Source organism: Aurantibacter sp. UH7 (assembly GCF_056839165.1).
On record NZ_CM166388.1, the window covers coordinates 3137874 to 3163122 of the forward strand.

The 25249-nt window shown below is 33.7% G+C and carries 23 protein-coding genes; 17 read left to right on the forward strand and 6 right to left on the reverse strand.

Going from position 1 to position 25249, the window contains the following annotated elements; translation table 11 throughout:
* Positions 1 to 26: 26 nt before the first annotated feature.
* From UH7x_RS13170 to UH7x_RS13190, 5 genes are all read right to left on the reverse strand, one after another.
* Complete coding sequence (locus UH7x_RS13170; RefSeq protein WP_482360387.1) at positions 27 to 2327, reverse strand: GumC family protein; 2301 nt, start codon at positions 2325 to 2327, stop codon at positions 27 to 29.
* 12 nt (positions 2328 to 2339) lie between these two features.
* On the reverse strand, positions 2340 to 3113 hold the full coding sequence (locus UH7x_RS13175; RefSeq protein ID WP_482360388.1) for a polysaccharide biosynthesis/export family protein: 774 nt from the start codon (positions 3111 to 3113) through the stop codon (positions 2340 to 2342).
* A gap of 541 nt (positions 3114 to 3654) precedes the next feature.
* Positions 3655 to 4128 carry a UpxY family transcription antiterminator gene (locus tag UH7x_RS13180; protein ID WP_482360389.1) on the reverse strand — a complete coding sequence of 158 codons (474 nt, stop codon included), beginning with the start codon at positions 4126 to 4128 and terminating at the stop codon, positions 3655 to 3657.
* A 45-nt stretch (positions 4129 to 4173) separates the two neighbouring features.
* Positions 4174 to 5535, reverse strand: coding sequence for an undecaprenyl-phosphate glucose phosphotransferase (locus UH7x_RS13185; protein ID WP_482360390.1), 1362 nt, complete (start codon positions 5533 to 5535; stop codon positions 4174 to 4176).
* 439 nt (positions 5536 to 5974) lie between these two features.
* The gene (locus UH7x_RS13190) at positions 5975 to 6556 is read right to left on the reverse strand and encodes a MiaE family protein (RefSeq protein ID WP_482360391.1); all 582 of its coding nucleotides are present in this window, start codon (positions 6554 to 6556) and stop codon (positions 5975 to 5977) included.
* 533 nt (positions 6557 to 7089) lie between these two features.
* Here UH7x_RS13190 and UH7x_RS13195 point away from each other — a divergent pair.
* From UH7x_RS13195 to UH7x_RS13230, 8 genes are all read left to right on the forward strand, one after another.
* Positions 7090 to 8244 (forward strand): helix-turn-helix domain-containing protein, encoded by a 1155-nt coding sequence (locus UH7x_RS13195; RefSeq protein WP_482360392.1) that lies wholly within the window; start codon positions 7090 to 7092, stop codon positions 8242 to 8244.
* 122 nt (positions 8245 to 8366) lie between these two features.
* Positions 8367 to 9557, forward strand: coding sequence for an acyltransferase family protein (locus tag UH7x_RS13200; protein ID WP_482360393.1), 1191 nt, complete (start codon positions 8367 to 8369; stop codon positions 9555 to 9557).
* A gap of 27 nt (positions 9558 to 9584) precedes the next feature.
* Complete coding sequence (locus tag UH7x_RS13205) at positions 9585 to 10289, forward strand: DUF6090 family protein (protein WP_482360394.1); 705 nt, start codon at positions 9585 to 9587, stop codon at positions 10287 to 10289.
* 97 nt (positions 10290 to 10386) lie between these two features.
* Positions 10387 to 11178, forward strand: coding sequence for an alpha/beta fold hydrolase (locus tag UH7x_RS13210; protein WP_482360395.1), 792 nt, complete (start codon positions 10387 to 10389; stop codon positions 11176 to 11178).
* Between the two features lie 235 nt (positions 11179 to 11413).
* Entirely contained in the window at positions 11414 to 11977 is a 564-nt protein-coding gene (locus tag UH7x_RS13215; protein WP_482360396.1) for a DinB family protein, read from the forward strand.
* A gap of 9 nt (positions 11978 to 11986) precedes the next feature.
* A complete protein-coding gene (locus UH7x_RS13220; RefSeq protein ID WP_482360397.1) occupies positions 11987 to 12568 on the forward strand; it encodes a DUF4386 domain-containing protein in 582 nt (193 codons plus the stop codon).
* Between the two features lie 14 nt (positions 12569 to 12582).
* Positions 12583 to 13002, forward strand: a complete 420-nt coding sequence (locus UH7x_RS13225) for a hypothetical protein (protein ID WP_482360398.1) — start codon at positions 12583 to 12585, stop codon at positions 13000 to 13002.
* 338 nt (positions 13003 to 13340) lie between these two features.
* Positions 13341 to 13469: a hypothetical protein gene (locus UH7x_RS13230; protein WP_482360399.1), complete on the forward strand. Its 129-nt coding sequence runs from the start codon at positions 13341 to 13343 to the stop codon at positions 13467 to 13469.
* Between the two features lie 1577 nt (positions 13470 to 15046).
* Here the strand turns inward: UH7x_RS13230 and UH7x_RS13235 are convergent.
* Positions 15047 to 15775, reverse strand: coding sequence for an alpha/beta fold hydrolase (locus tag UH7x_RS13235; RefSeq protein ID WP_482360400.1), 729 nt, complete (start codon positions 15773 to 15775; stop codon positions 15047 to 15049).
* Between the two features lie 292 nt (positions 15776 to 16067).
* On the opposite strand from UH7x_RS13235, the gene UH7x_RS13240 reads away from it, so the two are divergent.
* The 9 genes from UH7x_RS13240 to UH7x_RS13280 all read left to right on the forward strand — a co-directional run bounded on the left by UH7x_RS13240 (position 16068) and on the right by UH7x_RS13280 (position 25212).
* A complete protein-coding gene (locus UH7x_RS13240; protein ID WP_482360401.1) occupies positions 16068 to 17663 on the forward strand; it encodes a leucine-rich repeat domain-containing protein in 1596 nt (531 codons plus the stop codon).
* Between the two features lie 301 nt (positions 17664 to 17964).
* The gene (locus UH7x_RS13245; protein WP_482360402.1) at positions 17965 to 18330 is read left to right on the forward strand and encodes a DUF4180 domain-containing protein; all 366 of its coding nucleotides are present in this window, start codon (positions 17965 to 17967) and stop codon (positions 18328 to 18330) included.
* A 209-nt stretch (positions 18331 to 18539) separates the two neighbouring features.
* Positions 18540 to 19151 carry a TetR/AcrR family transcriptional regulator gene (locus tag UH7x_RS13250; protein ID WP_482360403.1) on the forward strand — a complete coding sequence of 204 codons (612 nt, stop codon included), beginning with the start codon at positions 18540 to 18542 and terminating at the stop codon, positions 19149 to 19151.
* Between the two features lies 1 nt (position 19152).
* Positions 19153 to 20427, forward strand: a complete 1275-nt coding sequence (locus UH7x_RS13255; protein ID WP_482360404.1) for a TolC family protein — start codon at positions 19153 to 19155, stop codon at positions 20425 to 20427.
* Positions 20428 to 20431: 4 nt separating this feature from the next.
* A complete protein-coding gene (locus UH7x_RS13260; RefSeq protein WP_482360405.1) occupies positions 20432 to 21340 on the forward strand; it encodes an HlyD family secretion protein in 909 nt (302 codons plus the stop codon).
* Complete coding sequence (locus UH7x_RS13265) at positions 21340 to 22251, forward strand: ABC transporter ATP-binding protein (protein ID WP_482360406.1); 912 nt, start codon at positions 21340 to 21342, stop codon at positions 22249 to 22251. The genes UH7x_RS13260 and UH7x_RS13265 overlap by 1 nt, the downstream gene beginning before the upstream one ends.
* A 5-nt stretch (positions 22252 to 22256) precedes the next feature.
* The gene (locus tag UH7x_RS13270; protein ID WP_482360407.1) at positions 22257 to 22982 is read left to right on the forward strand and encodes an ABC transporter ATP-binding protein; all 726 of its coding nucleotides are present in this window, start codon (positions 22257 to 22259) and stop codon (positions 22980 to 22982) included.
* On the forward strand, positions 22982 to 24094 hold the full coding sequence (locus UH7x_RS13275; protein WP_482360408.1) for an ABC transporter permease: 1113 nt from the start codon (positions 22982 to 22984) through the stop codon (positions 24092 to 24094). Before UH7x_RS13270 ends, UH7x_RS13275 begins: the two co-directional genes overlap by 1 nt.
* Positions 24094 to 25212 (forward strand): ABC transporter permease, encoded by a 1119-nt coding sequence (locus UH7x_RS13280; protein WP_482360409.1) that lies wholly within the window; start codon positions 24094 to 24096, stop codon positions 25210 to 25212. The genes UH7x_RS13275 and UH7x_RS13280 overlap by 1 nt, the downstream gene beginning before the upstream one ends.
* Positions 25213 to 25249 lie beyond the last annotated feature (37 nt).

The window sequence follows — 25249 nt, forward strand, 5'->3', positions numbered from 1 at the left end:
AAGTTTGAGTTTGTACACCAAGTTCTCTACTGATACCCATAATTATTTGCTGCTGGCGTATCATTCAATACCACCATGGGTAGGTTTAATTTTTGCTCTTCAAAAATGTTATTTAAAACTTCGAGCTCTTCCTTACCGGAAACATTTTTTCGAACAATATAAATAGAAGCATCTATATAAGGGGCCAAAGCATAGGCATCAGAAACCTTGCCTACTGGAGCGCTATCAATTAGAATATAATCATAAGTTCTTTTCAATTCTTCTATTAACGAACCAATACGTTCGTGTAGCATTAACTCCCCTGTATTCGGCGGAACAGGCCCAGCGCCAATTACATGAAAATCGCGAATTTCGGGAACTTCAACCAACATGTCTTTAACCGTAATTTTTTTATCGACGATATAATCGGTAATACCAGTCTGATTTTTAAGGTTTAATTTACTCAATAGTTTAGGAGCACGTAAATCAAAACCAAGTGCAATTACTTTTTTACCTGATAGCGCCAGACTTGCAGCCAAATTAATGGTGAAAAAAGTTTTACCCTCGCCTTTATTACCTGAAGTAACTAAGATAACCTTATCAGATCTGCCCGCAGCCAGGTATTTTAAATTAAAACGCATCAGGCGAAATAATTCGGCAACGGCTTCGGTATTGTTTTTAGATACCACCAAAGTTTGTTCCGCTTTGCTATGTGCAATTTCACCAAGAAAAGGTGTTTTTGTTAAGGCTTCGATATCCTCACGATCTTGAATTTTATTCCCTAGAAGGTTTTTCGTAAATACAAAGGCAAAAGGTATAAATAAGCCAAAAATTAGAGAACCTAAATAAACTGCCATTTTGTTAGGGCTCTCTGGAAAACGACTAGCTTTCGGTGCATCTACAATACGCGTATTGGAAATGGGAGCTTCTAAAGAAAGTGCTTCTTCTTCCCGTTTTTGTAAAAGATATAAATACAGTTCTTGTTTAATGCCTTGATCTCTATTGATAGATAATAAAGCACTTTCCGCTGTAGGCACTTTTGCAATTTGTGCTCTAGAGCGACCAATATTTTTACGCACATTATTTTGTGCAATTACCAAACCATTTTTAACATTCTTAAGGTTCTCCAAAATATTTACCCGAATATCGCTAAGGCTACGATCTAGATTTACAACGAGTGGGTTATCAGAAGGCGTCGTTCGCAATAGCGTTTTTTTCTCCAACTGCTTTTGATTGAATTGCGAAATAAGTCCCGATAAGGTAGGGTCTTGAATATTTAGGGAACTCGGCACCAATTCGTTTGTGCCTGTCCTGTTTAAATAACTGTCCAATGAATTAAGAATGTCTATTTGTACTTGATATTCTTCCAATTCTCTATTCGATTGCTGTGCACTTTGTAAATACACAGCGGCATCGGAACTTACATTGGTAAGGTCGTTTTGGCGTTTGTAAGTAGCAATGTCCCGTTCTACATCAGAAATTTCTCCGGTAAGGGTTTTTAAACGTTCATCAATTATCTCAATAGTACCAATAGCCATTTGGTTTTGATATTTTACCGATTCCTCTGCATAAATTTCAATAAGTGTACGAACAATATCTTTGCCACGTGCAGGTATCGCATCTAATAAACTAATAGCAAGTAGACTTCCAGTATCATTGGCTGGTTCAATACTAAGACCACTGCTATAATCAACCGCACTTTGTTCTACATCAACAAAACTGATATAGACAGGTTTTTGGTTAAATCCTGCTGCAGTTTCACTCCAGTTTCGTACCAATTGAAAACTACCGCCGGGTGTTATAAGTGTGTCGCCAAATTGATGCGTTGTAGTTCTTGCCCCACCTTTAAAATCAAAATCTTTTAATATAAAATGAGTCGAATCTTTCACGATTACTTCAACAGGCTCGGGATAATTTGGATTTTGATTTTGATCCGTTAGTAATACATTGAAAAAAAGCCCTTTGCCATAAACTTCAATATCCTTTATTTTGCCATCCACACGGTACTGGACATATAAATCTAATTCGCGCAGTACTTTTTCCATTAAACTACTAGAAGAAAGAATGCCGATTTGATCCTCAATGTTTCCTGAAGGTTTTAATAGACCCAAATCTCCCAATGCTTCATCACCATTAAACGTTGCCCCTTTATCTTTGTCACGCACCAATACAGTACTCGAAACACGAAATTGCGGTATAGCTTTATAGCGCAAGTATAGAAACGCAGCGAGCAAGCAAAGAAATACGCTGGCGGCAAACAAGTACCAATACTTTAAATAGCGCGCCACAATTTTTTTAATATTGACTGCTTTTACAGGAGTGTTCGGCATTTGATTGAGTTCAAACATTGTACTAAGAGATTATTTAAAATTCAAATATACCAATGAGGCCGCGGTAACTACTGAAAGTAAAAGAGCTACATTACTTCTTGCAAGACCAGCCTGGTCTTTCCTTGTTTTTATTGGCTCTACATATACCACATCGTTTGGTTGTAAATAAAAATAAGGCGAATTTAAGGTCTCCTTTTTATTTAAATCGAGATGTACTATAGTCCGTTCCGAATTGGTTTCATTAATAATCATGATGTTTTCACGCTTGCCATAAATGGTTAAATCCCCAGCCATACCTAATGCTTCTATTAAGCTAATACGTTCAGAAGGTACTACAAAAGTATTCGGGTTCTTAACTTCGCCAACCACCGTAATTCTATAATTTAAATAGCGAATACTTACATTAGGTTTGCCTAAATAATTAGTGAGTAGGTTCGTGAGGTTTAATTTGGCATCGTATTTAGAAACACCGCCAACCTTTACACGACCTAACACCGGAAAATCGATAATACCGTTGTCATCTACCAAATAACCATCTGAAGATCCGGTACCACCTTGTCCACCTCCACTATCTGCAGATGAATTGCTAATTCTATTAAAAGGAGCTGCTGCATCTGGGTTTAAATCGGTGACTATAATTTCTAGTAAATCGCCCGGTTGAATAATTGGGTTCTTAGCCTTTGTTAAAATAGATTCTTTTAATACTTGGCTCTGGTCATAGTCGTTAAAATAACTTAAACTTCTATTCGAACAAGAGAAAAGGAACACAGAACAGATGCTGATAAGCAATACTTTTCGAAACATTGTAAGTACTTTAAATTTATAAAAAACTAAAAATAAATAATTGCTATATACTAATAGCGATACAAAGTGGGTTAAGTAAGCCTTATTTAGCCGCAAATATAGCTAAAAGTTGTAAGCGATTTAATCGGTTTTTCAATCGGAATTTCATCCAATTAGTATGGAATATCCCTCCTTTTTTACACGGCTCCGCCGCATGGGGTCACAGGTTGTAATCCCTCGGTAATGCCTTATTAATCACAAAGGTGAACATTGAACAAGCTACGGGGGAAATTAGGTATTGTTCAATTCAATTTTATTCGCATTCACCAATGCCTTGTAAAAGCTGCAAAGAAACAGTTTTTTATTAATAAAATGGGCATCAAAGAAGGCTTTGTAAAAACCTATACAGCAAGGTAATTATCAAATTATCAGTACAGTAAGTTATAGACTAAAGATTACCTTTTTATATAAAGGGTATTGTGAAATAATTGCAATAATTAATGCTGAAATTAGATATTTCGCAAAAATTTTGAGATCATAATAGAAGTAAAAGGAGATTGGATTAATGAAAGTATTTATTCTTTGCCGTAACAATAATGCCAATGTCTTTTAGAATGATTTTAGAATACTTGGAATCTATTTGTTGTAGTACGCCTTTTCGGTCTTTCAAGGGTCCGCTTTTTAGAGTTACTTCGTCCCCAGGTTTGTAATTTTCTAAAACTACTTTTTGGATAGTCTCATCGGCAAGCCAACCGCTAATTGTTTTAATTTCGGAATCGCGCACAACAGCTGGTTTGTTTAGCCAAAACAAATAGCGTAATACCCCATTAACTACAAATACGTTGTTTCTATCAGCTTCGGAAAGTTGTACAAATACATACGATTTAAAAAGGGGGACTTCTATTTTCTTTTTACGATCGCTCCATTGGCGTACTTCGGTTTGTACAGGACAAAATGTATTGATGCCTTCTTTTTCAAGTGCAGCAGCAATTTTTATTTCGTTATTTGTTTTTACCTGCAGTACAAACCAATTCATCGTAGCTATTTAATTCGAGTTTAAATTTAGTGAATCAATTTCTGTTTAATAGGCATTGTCATCACCGACTAGGGTGTTGTAGACCGTGTAGAAAATTATTTTTATATCTAAAAATAATGACCATTTTTCAACATAAAATATGTCGAGTCGAATTCTATTGACAATGTCTGAAGGTACAGTAATTTCCCCGCGATATCCTCTAACCTGAGCTAAGCCTGTAATGCCCGGTTTTACAAAATGGCGCACCAAATATTTATCGACACTGGTTTCGTAACCCATGGTATGATACTCCATATGTGGTCTCGGACCAACAACACTCATACTACCCATAAATACATTGAAAAACTGTGGTAGTTCGTCAATACTGGTTTTACGAAGAATACGACCGATTTTGGTGACCCGAAGGTCGTTTTTAGTAGTCATGTGGGTGTTAGCATCCATAAAACTTGTCATGGATCGAAATTTATAACACCAGAACACTTTGCGCTTTAAACCATGTCTTTTTTGTCTAAAGAATAGTGGGCCTGGAGACTCTAATTTTATTAAAATATAAAGAATAGGTGTGAGCCACGAGAGTAAAAAGAGTATTACAAGCGACGAGAAAATAATATCGAATATGCGTTTGGTGACTTTTGCATAAGCCGTTTCTAAGGGTACCTTCCGAATATTAAGTACCGGAACATCATCGTACATTTCAATGGTCATCGCTCGTGTAAAGATGTCCTTGTTGTCCGGTATGATTTTTATTTTGATAAGGTTGTTGTCAGCAAAATTGATGAGGTTCTGCAATTCTTTATTCGAGAATTTTGATGCGATACAGTAAATTTCATCGATATCATTTTCCAAAATATACAGAAAACAATCCGCCACTTTACCTAAGTAGGTTGGGCTTTTCGATTTACCATCGTCGAAAAATCCTTTGTAGCGATACCCAAGGTTAGGGTCGTCAAAAACCCGACGTATTTTTTTTAAATTTTTATCTCTACCGATGCCAACTACTTGTACAGAGTTACCCCCTTCAAAACGATATTTGCCACGCAACCAAAAGAATAACCAGCGATATACTGCTAATGCTAAACAGATAAGAAGATATATTTTTAATTGATATGCTATATCAATCTTAAATTCTGGATTAAAAACGAAAAACACAAAATAGAGTAATCCAAAACTGATGTAAACATGAAGTATTTTACGAATATTAGATTGAAATTTCTCTTTTCTTAAAATAGTGTAGAATTCGAATTCGACGCTAACTAGTAGCCAACTAATATTATAAAACAAGATGCTTTTTAAATGCAAATACGTTTCTGGAGTAAAATAGAATAAGGCGCAATTAATTATAGTCAAATGAACTAGAAGCGACAGCGGCATAACGATACTTGACCTTTTAAATTTCATAATTGACATTGGCACTATAATTTTATACGCTGGCAATAAATTGCCTGCATTTAGAACTCATTTATTTTAATTATTTGGGGGAATTACTCTAAATACTTACTTCAATTTTCAAAGATATGTTACAATTTTAAAAGGAGGTAAAATAATCTTTAAAAGCCATTTTTAAGCGCTCAAATTATTGAATCCGCTTTAGAAGGTCAATTAATTTGCATAATCATCATTGATATTTTGTTTTCATTTAAATTTTTACATAATAATTAGGGGTTTTCTATGCAAGGGTTGCCTAGTATTCAGGATATTATTGTCTATTCCTACTCAGGAAATAGCGTATCAATCAGTTTTAATAGTACAGGACTAGGAATTAAAAAAACGAAGTTTATTAACCTAAAATGGGTTAAAACAACAATGAACTAGTTGCTAGAAAATTGCAACCTTAGCTCACGTGTTTTTATCCGTGTATGGTTTCTTCTTTACCGTAATTTTTAATCACTTCAGCTTCAAATGTAACCAACTCTTGCCAGCGTTTGTCTACATCTATATTTTTGCCGTATTTACGGGCAAAGCTTATAAAGGTAGTATAGTGGCCTGCTTCGCTAATCATTAAATCGTGGTAGAATTTAGAAAGTTCTGGGTCTTTTATTTCTTTTGAAAGTAGTTTAAAACGTTCGCAGCTTCTTGCTTCGATCATCGCGGAAAACAAGAGTCTATCTACCATTGATTGCAGTCTATTGCCGCCTTTGTTCATAAACTTGTATAGCTCGTTGACATAGCTGTCTCTGCGCTCTCTGCCCAAAGTGTATCCGCGCTTTTTAATAATATCATGGACCATTTGAAAATGCTCTAATTCTTCTTGGGCTAAAAGAAGTAAATCGGTAACCAAATCGGGGTATTCAGAATTAAGGGTAATTATTGTAATAGCGTTAGTAGCTGCCTTTTGTTCGCACCATGCATGATCTGTTAGTATTTCTTCTAGGTTTTTTTCAACTATATTAACCCAACGTGGGTCCGTTGCTAATTTTAAATGAAGCATGCGCTATTGTTTTTGTAAAAATAGGTAACAGTAGTATACGAAAGCATTAAATGGTAACACTTAACAAGTTTATCATGGAAATAATAGTTCTATGTAGTAGTGGAAATATCTTTAACTACAGATAATTAGTCCAATTGATGGCAAGCGGAAAATAATAAAAGGGTTTCAAGGAATTAAAGTTTTATAATAAAGCTCCGCTTTAAAAATAAAACAAATCCACTTACAATTTCAAGCGAGCTTGATTGCCGTGTCATTGTTTTATGTATTCGTGACCTCGGCAGGGGTGACTTCGTCTTTCCTGACAAAGCTCCGCTTTGAAAATAAAACAAATCCACTTACAATCTCAAGCGAGCTTGATTGCCGTGTCATTGTTTTATGTATTCGTGACCTCGGCAGGAGTGACTTAGAATTCTCATAAAGTATAAAGGTAATCTAATGATATTCAGTTATATATATAGAATTCTATTAAAAACTATTTTTTTCGAAATTGCTGATAAATCCACTCATAAAATTATCGCTACTTTTAATGTAGCATGGATATTCCTGTACATATAGATTTTATAGCACTAATTATTAGTATCGGTGTCTTTTTAGGGCTTTTTATCTCCTATTTCATTATAAAAAAATCATTAGGGAAGAATACGCCTAACCTTTTTATGGGGCTTTTTATTCTCGCCATATCGCTTACAATGTTCGAAGGATGGTTGAACTATACGGGTTACATCTTCAAATTTTTATGGTTGTCAAATTTTGCCGAACCCTTGAATTTTCTAATGGCCGGATTGCTCTATTTATTTATCGATTCTCAACTTGATGGCAATGGAAAAAAACGATATTGGTTGCATTTTCTGCCCTTTATGTTTTGGCTGGGTTACTGTATTTTTTACTTCTTACAACCAGATGCGGTTAAACACAACGACAGTCTTCAGGTAATGAATTTGGCTTATCCGTTATTGGATGAAAACCAAACCTTTTCAGATGACCCGTTGGGAATTCGCAATTATACCAACCTACTGACGGGCATATATTTTATAATCTACATTTTTTTAGGTGCAAGAAAATTGTTGCTCAAGGCTAAAACTCTGGGGGAACCCATTTTTACGACTACCAATAAGACCCTTATATCGATACGGAATATTTCGTTGCATATCATAATCGTGACGGTCATTTTTATTCTGGTAAAGAATATTTTTCATGACGATGTGGGCGACCACTTCATTCATCTCTATTTGTCCATTATGATTTTTATGACCGCTGTTCAGATAATGAACCAGTCCAACTATTACGATGAAGTTTCAACTTTTTTGGAAGTCCCGTCCCTAAAATATAAAAAGTCCTCTCTAGAGGAGGTTGAAAAAAGCACCATTCTTGATAGCATCGTTTCCCAGATGGAAAATGAGAAATATTTTATGAATAGTACGGCTTCTTTATCTGGATTATCAAAAGCGATACATAAAACACCGCATCATGTTTCACAAGTAATCAATGAGAAAATGGGTCAGTCTTTTTTCGAGCTTTTAGCAACCTATAGAGTTAAGGAAGCTAAAGCCATTCTAAAAACGGATTTAGGCAAAAAACTGACCATTGAAGAAGTTGCTGAACAAGTAGGTTATAACTCTAAATCAGCATTTAATTCTGCTTTTAAAAAATTTACCTCCGAAACTCCCTCTTCCTTTAGAGATTCGTAACTATCTGATATTCAATACTATTTCGTGCTTCCCTATAAGCACGAACAACGTGCTTATAGGCTAAGTCGTTACAAGCACAGGTCGTGTAATAGATTTGTTTCATAATCGAAAAGCAAAGTATTATGGACAAAAGCACTACATCAAAAAAAACAAGAAAGTACTTTATTGATTGGCTTAGAATCGGACTTATTATAAGTGTCTTCTTCTTTCATGTCGGAATGATTTTTCGACCAGAACAATGGCATGTAAATAGTGCAGAATCTTTTGCATTTCTAGACCCTATAATGTGGTGGTTGCATTTATGGCGAATGCCCTTATTATTCTTGGTTTCCGGTGTAGGTACCTATTATGCCATTGGTCACAGAACCAGCTGGCAGTATTTGAAAGAGCGTTTTACAAGGCTATTCATTCCATTTGCGATTGGTTTCTTCACGCTAGTACCCTTAATGGTTTACGTAGAACGAATTGACCTTTACAGTTCATTCTTGGATTTCATTCCGCACATGTTCGATGGAGGTGCATACCCAATAGGGAATCTTTCATGGCACCACCTATGGTTTATTCTGTATTTGTTTGTCATTTCTTTATTGATAACCCCTTTTTTAAACTATACCAAAAGTGGACATTACAATATGGTTAGAGGTAAACTAATCAACATTGCAACAAGAAAAATGGGATTGAATTGGTTGTTGCCAATCATCATTTTATCTCAATTCATTTTAAGACAATACTTTCCGAATAGCACACACGCCTTGTATAATGATTGGGCCTACTTCACGTTTTACTTGCTATTCTTTTTAAGTGGATTTGTACTATTTACCAGTGATAAAGTAATTCAAACACTTAGCAATAACAGAAGGTTATATCTGTACCAAACCGTTGTTTTTACAATTCTCCTCTTTTCATTGCCTACCATTTTTGGAGCGTCATCAATAGTTCAGGGTTATTCTCGCGGAATAACTGAAATGATTATTTCACTGTCCTGCGGATTGACCGCCATAGGTTATTTCAAGCACTATTTCAACAAAGACCATAGCTCTAGAAAAGTGTTGAATGAAGCCATCTACCCCTTCTATCTATTGCATCAACCCGCTTTGATTTTTGTGGGCTATGTGGTATTGCAATGGGATATATCTTATGGTTTACAAGCTCTCTTAATTACCCTTTTGTCATTGGTTTCTAGTATAGGGTTCTATTGGTTTATTATTAGAAAGTTCAATTTCTTAAGAGTTGCCTTTGGTATGAAAGTAAAACCAAAGAAGCAAGTCACCAATGAAGTGCAAGCGCTTAAATCCCCCGTATTTGACAAATAATTACTGCAATCTTAAAAAATACACAAGATGAAACTATTCAGAAAGATACGACAGACCCTTATCAAAGATGGAAACTTAAAACGGTATGTGCTTTATGCCTTAGGAGAAATTCTATTGGTCATGATTGGGATAAGCCTTGCCTTTCAAGTGAATAACTGGAACGATAATCGAATAAAAGGTAATTCTGAAATTCGATACTATGAAAATATTCGAGATCAGATAGCAGGTGATGGAAGTTTAATCCTCTCGCAAATAGATTTCAACAAAGGGTATATGGCCGAATTTCAATACGCCAATGTGATTTTGGAATCTGATGACCGTACCCGAATGGACACCTTGGGCCTAATAGTTCGTAATCTAATGGAATATTCTGATTTCGATCGTCAGGGTAATATTTATGAAACCATGGTAAACAGCGGAGAAGTCAAACTCCTGCACAATCATGATGTCATAAATGGAATTCGGGTCTTGGAAGAAAAATACCTCTACATGAACAGAATGGAGAACATTCATTACGACGCCATGATATCACATGTAATAACTGCTGTAAACCCTGCTCTAAAGTTTTCAGACGGGAAGATTCAAGAACCAGATTTAGTATACACTTACGAGTTTCAAAATCTAGTGCTATCACTGCTAAAAATCATGGAAGAAAAGGATAAAGTGTATCACGAGGCCTTACACGAGATTGAAGTGATTACTGGTTTAATAGATGTAGAGCTTATGAATTAAGACTTTAAAAACAGCAAAGGATCTGTAGCCTTACACTTTTCACTATTTATAAAATTAAAATTTCAATGAGTTTATTTATCAATTAAAAACAAATAAAATGAAAACATCAAAACAAGTATCAATTTTATTAGCCATAGTGGGCTTATTTGCAATTTCATGCAACAATGACGATGAACAAATTTTGACACCAACAAACTTGGTCGATGTAGGTAACTACAATCTCTTTACAGAAACTGCCGGTGATGGAGAGTATTCCCTAGTATTCGAATCAGGGCTTGGAGACAATTATGAAAGTTGGTATAAGCTTCTAGGGCTTTCAGAAACGAACCAGGTAATAGCTTATAATAGAGCTGGATATGAGCCTTCAGAAACCGCTAAAAATGAAAGAAGTATTGTTCAATTAGCCGAAGATCTTCATCAAGTAATCTTGAGTAAATCAAAAAACAATAAAGTGATTCTAATAGGACATTCTTTAGGTGGTGCTGTTGTTCGATATTATGCCGTTCAACATCCAGAAATGGTAGAAGGGATTGTATTTGTTGACCCTAGTCATGAAGATTTCGAGGTCATGACTCAAGTTCAAGAAGATGAGATGGTTGAATTTTTCAACGGAGAAGGCCTTTTACAGATAGCAAATGAAGCTGAACAATTCATCGAGAATTTCGAAATACTTAGTGCATTAGCCACTTTGCCAGATGTGCCAACAGTAGTACTTACAAGTATAAGAGACCGTGAAGGAGAAAATGAGGAACGTTGGATAAATGCGCACGCTACGCTTGGAGATAACGTAACCGATTTTACGCATATTACTACAGAAAATAGCGGTCACTATATTCAAATTGACGAACCACAATTAGTGTTAAAGGCTATAGAAACTTTATTAGACTAGGTACTCAAAATGAAATATCAATTAAATAATAGCAAAATGAATAAGCTAAATATAACAGCACAAGAGATTATTGACAAATCTAGCCATCTCAAATATCTAAAGTTTGAGGTAGATAATGGAATCTATATTGTAACTCTCAATGATTTGTCAGAATATGAAATCGTTAGAGGATATGGTATTTCTATTATTGAAGCTATAAATGATATGCACTGTAGTCTCATTTAAAAACATGCAAATGAAAATATTAACGAAAGAATTGATAACGGAGTTACTAGAAAAAACAAGAATGACCATCCATAAGGCAGAAGGTTTTAAACAACTATCCAATTATGAATTAAATTATAAGGAAAGTAGCGATGAATGGAGCATTTTAGAATGTATTGAACATTTAAATAGATACGGGGATTTTTATAACTCAAAGATTACAGAAAGTATTCAAAAAACAACTACATCAGCAAGCAAAACATTCAAAAGTGGAGTGCTAGGAAATTACTTTGTCAACCTTATAGCTCCGAAAGAGAAATTGAATAAAATGAAGACCTTAAAGGAAAACAATCCTTTAGGAAGTTGTTTAGATAAAAATGTTATTGATCGATTTATTAACCAACAAAAGGAATGCCTTGAATTAATTGAACAATCAAAAAACGTAAACCTTACTAAAACGAAAACAGCAATTAGCATTACAAGACTAATAAAACTAAGATTAGGCGATACTTTTAGGTTTATTTCCGCTCATAACGAAAGGCATCTGTTACAGGCCGAAAATATTTTCAAAAAAAGCAAGCAGGCAATAACGTAAATAAAAATGATGAATCGTAGTTTAAGTAAACAAAGAGCTTCAATAATAGGGGTGTTAATTTTGGCTGCTTATAGTATGCTAACATACACTATCACAAAAAATATAACATTAGGGTTTATTACCGATATGGTAAGTGGACTAGCTGTAATCGGAATATCTTTATTACTGTTTCCTGTTTTTAAATCAGATGAAAATAAAAAACTGAATTACGCATATTTGGTTTGTAGAGTTATTGAAGGTTTTTTAATGATTATTGGCGGAATAATTCTTTTGAATCCTTCAATAGAATCCTATCGAGATATTATATACAGTGATGTTCAAATTTATTTTTTCATTTTTGGAGCATTGTTTTTTTATATTTTATTATTTCGCACCCGAATTATTCCAAAGTTTATCTCAATATGGGGAATTATTGCAACGCTAACACTTCTTATAGTAACAATTATTAAGCTGTTTGGCATTGAATTAGAAATACTAAACGCATTAGTACTACCAATTGTATTGAATGAATTGTTTTTAGCGATTTGGTTACTAATAAAAGGGTTTAATTTTGAGATAATTAATAAAAATAGCGAATCTCGACAAAAATAAAAGTCATCAAAATCATGAAAACTCATATACCACAAAAAATGAATTCGAAAACTGCGATTAAAATAATGTTATGTTTAGTAGTGGCAATATTGCTCTTTCATTCGAGTATAATTTTAAAAATAATTCCTTATGAGATAACTTGGGGCGGGAGACTTACAACAGACTCCGAAATGTATGTTTTTGAATCAATTTCGATACTACTTAATCTGATTTTAGGTTTTGCATTATTAATTAAAGGCCGCTATATAAAACAACTTGTTTCTTTAAAATTCGTGACAATAACGCTATGGATATTTCTTATCCTTTTTGGGTTGAATACCATTGGAAACGTTTTTGCCGAATCAAATTTTGAAAAATTATTTACATTACTAACGCTAACAATGTGCATTTTACTTTGGATAATTTTGAAAGGAGAGCGTATCAATACGGATTAAAGTAGCTCTCCCCCTGTATACCCGACTCTTCTTCTGCCCATATCTAGACACCTTTGTTGAATAATATTGTAGCTAGTTATTTACTAATACATCAACAAGAAAATTTTAATAGGTAACGCTATCATTAATCTTTATTTAATAACAATATGGAACATTTGGCTAATATAGGCGCTTTTTGTACTGGCATAGGAACCTTACTTATCAGTTTTGGTGTCTTTTGGTTTGTTTCTATTTATCTAAAAATAAATGCACCCCAAGAAGAACAATAAGTGAATCTTTTATGAATTCTATCATGAGAATAAAATTGAAGCTTTTTGATTGCCCATTTATTATGGGCTATGAAAAGTTTAAGTAGGCATCCTATTGGTTCTATAAAGGCTAACAATCTCGACCATCACTATATTTCCAAAGGAACTGGTGATACAATCTTCCTTTTACATGGCTTTCCAGATACGGCCAGCACGTGATAATGTTTTATTTATTCGTGACCTCGGCAGGGGTGACTGCGTCTTTCCTGACAAAGCTCCGCTTTGAAAATAAAACAAATCCACTTACAATTTCAAGCGAGCTTGATTGCCGTGTCATTGTTTTATTTATTCGTGACCTCGGCAGGAGTGACTACGTCTTTCCTGACAAAGCTCCGCTTTGAAAATAAAGCAAATCCACTTACAATTTCAAGCGAGCTTGATTGCCGTGTCATTGTTTTATTTATTCGTGACCTCGGCAGGAGTGACTGCGTCTTTCCTGACAAAGCTCCGCTTTGAAAATAAAACAAATCCACTTACAATTTCAAGCGAGCTTGATTGCCGTGTCATTGTTTTATGTATTCGTGACCTCGGCAGGAGTGACTGCGTCTTTCCTGACAAAGCTCCGCTTTGAAAATAAAACAAATCCACTTACAATTTCAAGCGAGCTTGATTGCCGTGTCATTGTTTTATGTATTCGTGACCTCGGCAGGATTGCATATCTCATTGAGCTCCCGAGTGAAAATAGAAAGTCCATGGCTACGCCATTTTCTTTTTTTGTTTTCATCAATCCTAGAAAACTGGTGTTTTCTGTCTTTCTGAAAAACAAAAAAGTCCATTCTGTAATTAGAATGGACTTTCTGCTTTAAGTGACCTCGACAGGATTGTATATCCCATTGAGCTCCCGGCTGAAAATAGAAAGTCCATGGCTACGCCATTATCTTTTTTGCTTTTCATCAATCTTAGAAAACTGGTGTTTTCTGTCTTTCTGAAAAACAAAAAAGTCCATTCTGTAATTAGAATGGACTTTCTGCTACTAATAATTTTTATCATCACAGGATTGCATATCCCATTGAGCTCCCGAGTGAAAATAGAAAGTCCATGGCTACGCCATTTTCTTTTTTTGTTTTCATCAATCCTAGAAAACTGGTGTTTTCTGTCTTTCTATATCCTTTGATTTTTATAGCCACAGGATTACATATCCTATTGAGCTCCCGGCTGAAAATAGAAAGTTCATGGCTACGCCATTATCTTTTTTGCTTTTCATCAATCTTAGAAAACTGGTGTTTTCTGTCTTTCTATATCCTTTGATTTTTATAGCCACAGGATTACATATCCTATTGAGCTCCCGAGTGAAAATAGAAAGTCCATGGCTACGCCATTATCTTTTTTGCTTTTCATCAATCTTAGAAAACTGGTGTTTTCTGTCTTTCTGAAGAACAAAAAAGTCCATTCTGTAATTAGAATGGACTTTCTGCTTTAAGTGACCTCGACAGGATTCAAACCTGTCTTGTAAGTTGTAGTGTTTTCAAGTGTTTAAGAACATCAAAAATTAAGAGGTAGTTAAATAACTACCTTTTTGATTGAATTAGATTGTTGTGAAATGAATTTCAATCTATGATAAAGGTATAACAAATACGCTCAAATTCGGCGAAATAATATCTGTATTTAGCCTGCTCCCTTCCATCTTAAACTTCATCTAGGTTTTTAATCCATATTCTTAAACTCTATCTATGGGGAGCTCTGTAATAAACATTAGGATGAATATATTTTATGGTATTCAAATGAAATAGAAAATATTAACTCTTTCTTTCTTCCCTTTTTTCTTTGAAAGAATTGTAAGCCGCTATTAGGAATTCTATAATTTTTTTATTCACGATATCTGGAGTTTGTTCGGCAGGATAATGTCCTGCTTGTTTTGTGACCAAAAACTGTACAGGGTTATTCATTATTTTATCTAATCCTTCTTTCACAGCAATTCCCATTGCATTTTCCCCTCCAATTGCTAAAACAGGAAATGAAACAATTTTAAAATTTCTTGAACTTATTGCCCTAATATCCTCTTCTTGAGTTCGGTAATAACCTAGTGTTGCCGATAAAAATTCTGGTTTTTTATACGTTTTTAGATATATTTCTCTGGCATCGTTATCAATACCTTTTGGCCCTGCACTAGCATCTAAAAATATCCCATAATAATGAGATTCTCTATTTGGGACTAGGCTTTCAGCAAGTCCTAATTGGCGATTAAAAGTTCCATGCCAGTTGGGGTAATATTTTTTTCCTGGTTCCGGAATGTTTTGATTAACTCCCGGTAAAATCTCTTCCTCTATTATTAATCCCCAAATTCGAGTAGAGTAATCCATTGAAATGAGATATGCTATTGTACCACCCCAATCATGCCCAATTATAGCAAATTCTTTAATTTTTAAAATATCAATCAACTTTATGACTTCTTCTGAGAGTGTTTCTTTTTCCCAGTTTTCATGTAAAGAAAATTTTCCTCCTAATCCACGTAATGTTACAGCCAAGGTGGAATTGAAAAGATTTTGAAACAGGATTTAGAAACTCTAATAAAAATAAAAAAGCAATTTATTTATTGACATTTGATTTTTTTTAATATAATTTTTTTGAACTAAAATAATAGCCATTAATCATTTTTTGTATATTTGTCAACCAAATGGTTGAACTTTATGGTTGATTAAACGAAAATATATTTGCTGACCTTCTCATAATAGAAGAAGTTTAAAATACGCTTGCATAAAAAAGGAAATGTTAAATAAGTAAAAAAAAGAATTTGAATAAAAAACAAACACAATATTCATGAAAAAAATTTTAAAAACAACACTAATATTGTTTACAACTTTATTTATTGGCTGTAGTTCCGATGATGACAATTCAGAAGTTCCTCCTGTATTAAGTGCAGAAAAGAGCATTGAAATTTTTATTTTTAATACAGATTTGAATACTGATTTAAATACTGTAATAGAAGCAACAGTAGATCAAGACAGCAACAAAATTACCGTTACTTTTCTTGCGAATACTGTCGTTACCAATTTAAAACCTGCACTTACAATTTCAGAAAATGCTACAGTAAGCCCAAGTTCAGAAGAAGAGGTAGATTTCACCAATACTGTAACTTATACCGTAACCGCAGAAGATGAGTCGACAACTGTATATACCGTTGAAGTTATTATTGAAGAACCTACCTCTTTGACCGATAAAGATATATTAACATTACTCTATAATTCAAACCCAGATAATACTTTAGATTGGGATATAACGACCAATTCTATGTCAACATGGGAAGGTGTAGAAACCAATAATGAAGGTAGAGTAACTCGTTTAGTAATACATAATAAGGAGATACCTGTAATCCCTACAGAATTTGGAGGACTTACTGAGTTGCAAGAATTATTCCTTTACAATAACGGTATAAAACATTTGCCGGACTCTTTTTATAATTTATCAAAAATTAAGATTTTAAATATACAAAATAATTTACTGGGAGAATATCCTACAGCACTAGAAGAATTGGGGATGTTAGAGGTTTTGGCTATAGGTCAAAATGAGATAAGAAGCCTTCCTTCGAGCATTAAAAATTTAAGTAGCAATCTGATAGTGCTTAATTTGGATAGAAATAAATTAGTTAGTATACCTAAAGAAATTGGGGAGCTTACGTCACTCTTAAACCTAAGTATAAGTAATAATCTATTAAGTAGCTTGCCAAACGAGATAGGCAATTTGAACTTAGTATGGACCATGAATTTGGCAGGTAATAATTTAATAAATCTTCCTGTACATATTGGTAATATGAGTGCTTTAGAAGTTTTGAATTTAGAATATAACGATATTAGAAACTTACCAGATTCATTTGGAAATTTATCAAAATTAGAACAACTATATATAGAGTTTAATGAACTTACATTATTGCCAGATTCATTTGGAAATTTATCGGAACTTTCATATTTGAAAATAGATAACAATAACATTAATCTAATACCAAACTCTTTTGGATTATTATCTAAATTAAAATATTTAGAAATGCAAAAGAATCAATTAATTACGCTACCAGAACAAATGGGGAATTTATCCCAATTAGTAGGCGTCGATTTATCAGAGAATCAATTAGAAACTATTCCAGATAGTTTTGGAAATTTAACCTCTATTACAAGTTTAGGATTATTGGATAATAAAATAACTTGTATCCCAGTTTCTCTAGGAAATTTAAACACCTTGGTTGGATTGTATTTATCCCAAAATGGACTTACTAATATTCCAGAAGAAATAGGGAATTTAACAGGCCTTGTAGCTTTACACTTAGTAAATAACCCGTTAACTACTATACCACAAAAGGTTTGTGATTTAAGAGATGGAGGTACAAATCTTGTAGTAGATAGCGATGTTACTTGTAATTAGAATGATTTTTATTTTGTAGGTGTTCAAAAAATAAGATAACTGTAAACAATATAAGAATGTCTGATTTTAAAAACTGAATATAGAAATACTATGCCCAACAAAGACGTAAATAATGGATTGCGATAAGTGCTAAATTGAAAGATTTATGCCCATTTGCAAAGACCGTCAAATTAAAAATTTGGCTTTTAGAAATGAAAAAATAAAACAAAAATAGACTCTCGGCTATATGCAAATTTAAAAACTTCGCAAACTCTCACTAAATATAGCTGAGACGTTAGTCAGAATTTAAAAATAATTTAAAATGAACATCAATATACACGAAATAAATAATTCAAAAATTGCAGAAGTAACTTCAGAGCAAAACATTATAAATAATATTGAAGAAGGAGTAAACTTATTAGGTAATTTATATTATCAAAGTTTTGATAAAGTTGTTATCCATCAAGAAAATATTACTCCAGACTTTTTCAAACTCAAAAATCGTATGGCAGGTGAAATCCTTCAAAAGTTCTCGACTTATCGTGTTCGATTGGCTATTGTTGGTGATTTTTCAATGTATACTAGTAAAAGCTTAAAAGATTTTATTCGCGAGAGCAATAATAGTAAACAAGTAAACTTTGTTTCTTCAACCAAAGAAGCAATAGAAAATTTATCTAATGCGTATTGATAAAGTTAAAATATTTTTCATTACTGTAATTTAACCAAGAGAAGTAGGCGCTATCAAGAGATTCATCAGCACCGTTATTATTAATTAAGATTGATAGTTTATGAGGTGGTAATCTATGAATATTACAGAGCCTTTTTTATTTACGTTAAATATAAAGCAGTCATTTTTTTATATATTGTTAACCAAATAGTTAAACTAAATAGTTTGTAATGGCAAAAACAAAAGAGACAACCACTGAGAATCTCATATTAGAAGCAGCTAAAAGTGTATTTCAAAGCAAAGGAATGGATGGCGCTAGAATGCAAGAAATTGCCGATAAAGCAGGAATCAATAAGTCAATGCTTCATTATTATTATAGGAGTAAACAACTCTTATTTGAAGCAGTATTTAAAAACGCGTTTAAAATGTTAATAACACAACTTGGTGAAATTTTAAATAAAGATGTGTCTATTGAAGATAAGGTTAGAAGTTTTACATCTAACTATATTGCATTTATTATGGAGCATCCATATTTGCCAAGTTTTATTTTTCAAGAACTTAACAGAAATCCAGAATTTATCTTAAAAATAGAAGAAGAAATAGGGTTTCCTAACTTTGAAAAATTCAAAAAACAAGTAGATGATGAGATAAAAAATGGACATCTAAAACCCATTAATAGCGAGCAATTATTTATCAATATAATTGCACTAAATGCTTTTCCGTTTCTTGGAGCCCCTTTGCTTAAAGCCGTAATAAATATTGACGATACTGCATTTGAAAAGCTGTTGGAGGAACGTAAAATCGAAGTAGCAAATTTTATTATCAATTCAATAAAAGCATAAAATGTTTCAAAAAATAGTCATAGCCTTTGTGATACTCACTTCCTGTATGAAAACAGTAGCGCAAAACACGTCTGTCTTAACCTTGAAGGAAGCCTATATAAAAGTGGAGGCAAATTACCCACTTCTTTTAAATAAAGGGCTCCTAAATAAAGTCTCTAAAACCAATACAGACATTATTAAAAAAGGAAAATCACCTACCATTAGCCTTAACGGTATAGGACAAATACAATCTGAGAATTTAACTATTGGAACGGCTGGGAGTCCTGTAAATATAGACCTTCCTTTAGAGAGCTACAAAGGGTATCTAGATGTTAATTATAATATTTATGATGGAGGCTTAACCAAGGCTCAACAGGATATTGAAGTTGCATCGTTGGAAGTGCACCAACAAGAACTTAATGTTTCACTTCGTAATCTAAAAGATAGAGTGAATGCATTGTTTTTTGTAATTAAATTATCACGTCAACACCAATCATTACTACATACCTCTATACATGATATTAGTACCAATATAGAATCATTGCAAGTTGGTTTTGATAATGGAACAATTTTAGAAAGTGAGCTTTCAAAATTAAAAGTACGTAAGCTGGAATTAGAATCGGAAGACGGTAGGCTTACAGGAGATATAAAAGCCTATTTAGGAGTACTTAATACACTATTGGGAACAAACCTTTCAGAAGATACAATACTGCAGATTCCCGAAATGGTCTTAATGGATAATCTCCCTATCATTTCAAGACCAGAGCAAGTCTATTATGATTCCAAAAAAAGGCTGTTGCAAGCACAGGGAAAAACCATAGATGTTAAAAGAAAACCTAAAGTTTCGTTATTTGCCCAAGGAGGTGTTGGATATCCTAACCCTGTTAATTTTTCTGATATTTCTAATGCGACCTATGCCTTGGGAGGTGTTCGTTTAAACTGGAACATTCTAGATTGGGGTAAGGCCAAAAAAGAGCGCGAAAAAATAGATATACAAGTACAACAAGTACAAGTAAATAAAGAGACTTTCGAATTTAATATTGTTTCACAGCAAAAGGAATACCAAGAAAAAATAGCTGCTTTAGAAGAACAAGTAAAAAAGGATAATCAAATAGCAGCACTTCAAAAAGATATTTTAGCGCAGACAGAAGTGCAGTTACAAGAAGGTGTTATAAAAACCAACGATTACCTCATTCAAATCAATGCCGAACTATCGGCACGCCAACAACTGGAATTACATCAAATACAAATACAACAATTACAAGTAAATTATTTAACCCTATTTGGAAAATTATAATATTATGCAAATAAAATCAATAGCCGCCATCTTCATTGTCGCATTGCTGTTTTCTTGCGGAAATTCAGAAAAATCGGATGCTTATGGAAATTTTGAAGCCACTACCGTAACCATTAGCGCCAAAGGAAATGGCGAGTTGCTACAATTCAATATTAAAGAAGGAATGAAACTTCAAAAAGGAATTAAAGTGGGTCTAATAGATACCACACAATTGCATCTAGAAAAATTACAAGTTATTGCAAAATTAGAAGCTTTAGACTTTAAATTACAAGAAGCAGCTCCAGAAATTGCTGTTTTATTAAAACGAAAAAGCAACTTGGATAGAGAACGGAACAGAACCCAAAATCTAGTTGCTAAAAAGGCGGCAACCCAAAAACAACTCGATGATTATAATGGCGAAATAGATGTCGTCAACCAACAAATAAATTCAACTACCAGACAGATAAATATTGCCAATCGCAGCATTTTATCAGAGCGAAAACCTTTGGAAGCACAAATTGCTATTCTGAGAAATAAAATAAATGACCATGAGATTAATAATTCTATAGAAGGTACCGTATTATCCACTTTTGTTGAAGCTGCCGAACTGGTAAATCAAGGTAGACCATTATATAAAATTGCCAATCTAAACACTTTAAAATTAAAAGCATATACGAGCGCTTTGTTACTTCAAAAAATAAAATTGAATGATAAGGTAACTGTATTAATAGATAGTGATAAAGATAGCTATACAGAACTGGAAGGTATCGTTACATGGATTGCAGATGAAGCCGAATTTACGCCTAAAAGCATTGAAACCAAAGAGGAGCGAGTAAACTTAGTTTATGCGCTAGATGTAGAAGTAAAAAACGATGGATTGCTTAAAATAGGAATGCCAGCTGAAGTTGTTTTTCCTATTAAAAATAAAGACTAATGGATGCAATCACTATTGAACATATCACAAAAAAATATGGAGACATTCTAGCTTTGGATGATGTATCCTTTACCGTGGGTAAAGGCGAATTATTTGGCCTTATTGGTCCTGATGGTGCAGGAAAATCAACACTTTTCAGAATATTAACAACACTTTTACTTGCCGATAAAGGAGAAGGAACCGTTGCTGGACATCCAATAGCAAGCGAGTACAAAGAAATTCGCAAAAAAGTAGGTTATATGCCAGGGCGTTTTTCTTTGTATCAAGATTTAAGTATCGAAGAAAACCTATCCTTTTTTGCCACCATATTCGGCACAACAGTAGAAGAAAATTATGACTTGATAAAAGATATATATGTTCAGATAGAACCCTTTAAAGAGAGATTGGCAGGTAAACTTTCGGGAGGCATGAAACAAAAATTGGCGTTATGCTGTGCTTTAATCCATAAACCCGAGGTATTGTTTTTAGATGAACCCACTACAGGAGTAGATGCCGTGAGTCGTGTTGAATTTTGGGACATGCTTAAAAAACTAAAAACCAAAGGTATTGCCATTTTGGTGAGCACACCCTATATGGACGAAGCCACGTTGTGTGATAGAATTGCCCTTATCCAAAATGGAGAAATTCTAAAAATTGATTCGCCACAACAAATGATTGCCAATTTTAACAAACCGCTGTTCTCCATAAATTCTACAGAAACATATAAGTTATTAAACTACCTACGAGTGCAGAATTTTACTGAAAGTGTATTGCCTTTTGGAGAAAATTTACATCTAATTACTAAAGAATCGTATGAAGCATCACAAGTAGAGCATCATATAAAAGTTGCAGGGTTTCTGGATAGCACAGTAGCAACAATTCAGCCTACGATTGAAGATATATTTTTAGATGTAAGCCAACCTGTTAATTAAATATTATGAATACATCTTTTGCTATAGAAGTAGACAAACTAACCAAGCGTTTTGGCGATTTTACTGCTGTTGATGCTATTTCTTTTAAAGTGAAAAAAGGGGAGATATTTGGGTTTTTAGGTGCCAATGGTGCTGGTAAGACCACAGCTATTAAAATGCTAATTGGTTTAAGTAAACCCACAGAGGGTATGGGCAAGGTTACAGGGCTTAATGTAGATACTGAGCCTGAAAAAATCAAAAAAAGCATTGGGTATATGTCACAAAAATTTAGTCTATATGATGACTTGACCGTAATTGAGAATATTCGGTTTTATGGTGGCATTTATGGGCTTTCAAGAAATAAAATAAAAGAGAAAACCATAGAAATACTGGAAGAATTAGAGCTAACCGAAGTGTCAAAATCATTAGTGGTGTCTTTGCCATTGGGGTGGAAACAACGTTTAGCATTTGCCATATCTATGGTACACGACCCAGAGATTGTTTTTCTTGATGAACCCACAGGTGGTGTAGACCCTAGAGTGCGTAGACAGTTTTGGGAGACCATTTATCAGGTAGCCGAAAAGGGGCGTACCGTTTTTGTGACTACGCATTATATGGACGAAGCAGAATATTGTGATAGGGTTTCTATTATGGTCGCAGGAAAAATAAAGGCATTGGACACACCACATAATTTAAAACAACAATTCGAAGCAACGTCTATGGACGAAGTATTTTTAAAACTGGCACGCTAATGTTCAAAATATTCAAAGCATTTGTAAAAAAAGAATTATATCACATCATTCGTGATAAACGTACCCTAATTATTCTTTTTGGAATACCCATTGTACAAGTGCTACTCTTTGGGTATGCTGTTAGCACAGAATTTAAAGACGCCTCTATAGATGTATTAGATTATGCCAAAGATGAAACCAGTATACAACTCATACAACACATACAGAGCTCAGGGCATTTTACACTCAACAAAGTATTAACGTCTGAAGCTGATATAGAAAACGGTTTTAAAGAAGGAAATGTAGCTATGGTTATGGTAATTCCTAAAGATTTTTCTTCAGATTTTTATGGAAACAATCCGCTAACTATTCAATTGATTGCAGATGGGTCAGACCCCAATAAAGCAAATACTTTGGTTCAATATACTACAAGGTTGATTCAAAGCTTTCAGAAAAACAAATTACAACAAATAGAAAATCCTTTTCTGATTACTGTGGAGGATAGAATGTTATATAACCCTCAGTTGATAAGTGCTTATAATTTTATTCCAGGAACCATAGCCTTTATTTTGCTAATTATTTCGGCAATGCTTACATCTCTTGCCATAACTCGAGAAAAAGAATTGGGTACCATGGAGATATTATTGGTCTCACCCTTACCGCCTTTACTTATCATTTTAGGTAAAGTAACACCTTATGCCTTACTCTCTTTTATAGATGCTATTCTGGTACTTATTATTGGTCATTTTGTTTTTAAAGTACCCATACTAGGAAGTCTCACCTTATTATTGCTTTGTTGCTTATTATATGTAATTCTGGCCTTGTCCCTAGGCATATTTATTTCTACCAAGGCAAAAACACAGCAACAAGCTATGCTTGCTTCTATGATGGGATTAATGCTACCTACAATGATACTATCAGGGTTCATTTTTCCTTTTTCAAGCATGCCTCAAGCTTTACAAGTAATCGGAAGTATTGTAGTTCCAGCTACATATTTTATTGAAATATTAAAAGCTGTAATGCTACGTGGTGTTGGTTTTCAATCCGTTGTAATCGAAATAACAATTTTACTAGGAATGACCATTGTATTACTAGCATTGGCATTAAAGAATTTTAAAATACGACTAGAATAATGAACATTTTAGCATTTATCATACAAAAAGAATTTATACAGATTATACGTAACAAGGCTATTTTGCCAATGATGACCGTATTACCAATTGTTCAACTCATCGTATTATCTAATGCAGCTTCCAATGAAGTGAAAAATGTAAACGTAGTAGTTGTGGATATGGACCAGAGTGCGAGTTCAAGAACACTCAACGATAAAATAATAGCAAATGATAGAATAACACTTATTGCTGCTTCTTTTAATACGGATGAAGCCTACTATTATTTACAAGAAAACAAGAGTGATATTGTCATAGAGATTCCACCTGATTTTGAAAAAGACTATATAAATGGTAAGCAACCCAAGATACAGTTGTTAGTTAATGCTACTAATGGGCAACAGGCTATAGTAGGTTCGGGTTACTTAAAAGCTATTGTTGCTTCGTTCAATGCAAAATTGATTCAGAAAGTAAAACCAGATATTTCTTTATCAAAGAAAAGTAACACTACCATCTCCTCGAGATACTGGTATAATCCTGAGTTAAAATACACCCATTTTATGGCTCCAGGTATTCTAGCTCAGCTTACCGCATTATTGACCATTATACTTTCGGCGATGAATGTAGTACGAGAACGAGAAGTAGGTACTATAGAACAGATTAACGTAACCCCACTTAAAAAATGGCAATTTATTTTAGGTAAATTAATTCCATTTTTATGTATTGGATTGGTACTTTTTACGGTAGGAATTATTGCCAGTAAATTAATTTTTAATATTCCTATGCTAGGAAATTTACCCTTGCTTTTTGGCTATACAACGCTTAATATCATTGCTGTACTAGGACTAGGTTTGCTCATTTCTAACTTTGCAGATACGCAACAACAAGCCATTTTTGTTGCCTTCTTTTTTATTATCATTTTCGTATTAATGTCGGGGCTTTTCACACCTATAGATAGTATGCCAAAATGGGCGCAGCAATTAACTATTGGAAATCCTTTATCACATTTTATTTCTGTCAGCAGGAAAGTATTAATGAAAGGTAGCGGCTTTTGGAACATCCGATTTGAATTCCTTTATACATTCATTTTAGCTATTATTTTTAATGGGTTGGCGGTTTGGAGTTATAAAAAACAAGTGTAACGATTTACATATCGAAGACTAAAAAACTTAATATAGA